The sequence below is a fragment of the Prevotella falsenii DSM 22864 = JCM 15124 genome (assembly GCF_000613945.1).
In the GTDB taxonomy this organism is placed as follows: domain Bacteria; phylum Bacteroidota; class Bacteroidia; order Bacteroidales; family Bacteroidaceae; genus Prevotella; species Prevotella falsenii.
The window spans coordinates 1-2,218 of sequence record NZ_BAJY01000071.1 but is presented as its reverse complement, the minus strand read 5'-3'; the positions used below and the strand labels follow the sequence as shown (position 1 = coordinate 2,218).

At 38.6% G+C, this 2,218-nt stretch carries 1 protein-coding gene; it reads left to right on the top strand.

Translation table 11 applies throughout. From position 1 onward, the window contains the following. The first annotated feature begins 264 nt into the window (after positions 1-264). The gene (gene tet(Q) / locus JCM15124_RS12420) at positions 265-2,190 is read left to right on the top strand and encodes a tetracycline resistance ribosomal protection protein Tet(Q) (RefSeq protein WP_002560998.1); all 1,926 of its coding nucleotides are present in this window, start codon (positions 265-267) and stop codon (positions 2,188-2,190) included. Positions 2,191-2,218: the final 28 nt, after the last annotated feature.

Below are 2,218 nucleotides of genomic sequence, written 5' to 3'. Positions count from 1 at the left end.
CGTTGTTGTTCAAACATTTCTACTTATTTGTACTTACCAGTTGAACCTACGCTTCCCTAATAAAATGTCTATGGTAAAAAGTTAAAAAATCCTCCCACTTTTGTTAGATATATTTTTTTGTGTAATTTTGTAATCGTTATGCGGCAGTAATAATATACATATTAATACGAGTTAGTAATCCTGTAGTTCTCACATGCTACGAGGAGGTATTAAAAGGTGCGTTTCGACAATGCATCTATTGTAGTATATTATTGCTTAATCCAAATGAATATTATAAATTTAGGAATTCTTGCTCACATTGATGCAGGAAAAACTTCCGTAACCGAGAATCTGCTGTTTGCCAGTGGAGCAACGGAAAAGTGCGGCCGTGTGGATAATGGTGACACCATAACAGACTCTATGGATATAGAGAAACGTAGAGGAATTACTGTTCGGGCTTCTACGACATCTATTATCTGGAATGGAGTGAAATGCAATATCATTGACACTCCGGGACACATGGATTTTATTGCGGAAGTGGAGCGGACATTCAAAATGCTTGATGGAGCAGTCCTCATCTTATCCGCAAAGGAAGGCATACAAGCGCAAACAAAGTTGCTGTTCAATACTTTACAAAAACTGCAAATCCCGACAATTATATTTATCAATAAAATTGACCGTGACGGTGTGAATTTAGAGCGTTTGTATCTGGATATAAAAACAAATCTGTCTCAAGATGTCCTGTTTATGCAAACTGTTGTCGATGGATTGGTTTATCCGATTTGCTCCCAAACATATATAAAGGAAGAATACAAAGAATTTGTATGCAACCATGACGACAATATATTAGAACGATATTTGGCGGATAGCGAAATTTCACCGGCTGATTATTGGAATACGATAATCGATCTTGTGGCAAAAGCCAAAGTCTATCCGGTACTACATGGATCAGCAATGTTCAATATCGGTATCAATGAGTTGTTGGACGCCATCTCTTCTTTTATACTTCCTCCAGAATCAGTCTCAAACAGACTTTCAGCTTATCTCTATAAGATAGAGCATGACCCCAAAGGACATAAAAGAAGTTTTCTAAAAATAATTGACGGAAGTCTGAGACTTCGAGACATTGTAAGAATCAACGATTCGGAAAAATTCATCAAGATTAAAAATCTAAAGACTATTTATCAGGGCAGAGAGATAAATGTTGATGAAGTGGGGGCCAATGATATCGCGATTGTAGAAGATATGGAAGATTTTCGAATCGGAGATTATTTAGGTACTAAACCTTGTTTGATTCAAGGGTTATCTCATCAGCATCCCGCTCTCAAATCCTCCGTCCGGCCAGACAGGTCCGAAGAGAGAAGCAAGGTGATATCCGCTCTGAATACATTGTGGATTGAAGACCCGTCTTTGTCCTTTTCCATAAACTCATATAGTGATGAATTGGAAATCTCGTTATATGGTTTGACACAAAAGGAAATCATACAGACATTGCTGGAAGAACGATTTTCCGTAAAGGTCCATTTTGATGAGATCAAGACTATCTACAAAGAACGACCTGTAAAAAAGGTCAATAAGATTATTCAGATCGAAGTGCCACCCAACCCTTACTGGGCCACAATAGGGCTGACGCTTGAACCCTTGCCGTTAGGGACAGGGTTGCAAATCGAAAGTGACATCTCCTATGGTTATCTGAACCATTCTTTTCAAAATGCCGTTTTTGAAGGGATTCGTATGTCTTGCCAATCTGGTTTACATGGATGGGAAGTGACTGATCTGAAAGTAACTTTTACTCAAGCCGAGTATTATAGCCCGGTAAGTACACCTGCTGATTTCAGACAGCTGACCCCTTATGTCTTCAGGCTGGCCTTGCAACAGTCAGGTGTGGACATTCTCGAACCGATGCTCTATTTTGAGTTGCAGATACCCCAAGCGGCAAGTTCCAAAGCTATTACAGATTTGCAAAAAATGATGTCTGAGATTGAAGACATCAGTTGCAATAATGAGTGGTGTCATATTAAAGGGAAAGTTCCATTAAATACAAGTAAAGACTACGCCTCAGAAGTAAGTTCATACACTAAGGGCTTAGGCGTTTTTATGGTCAAGCCATGCGGGTATCAAATAACAAAAGGCGATTATTCTGATAATATCCGCATGAACGAAAAAGATAAACTTTTATTCATGTTCCAAAAATCAATGTCATCAAAATAATGGAGCGGTCAGGAAATTTCTATAAGGC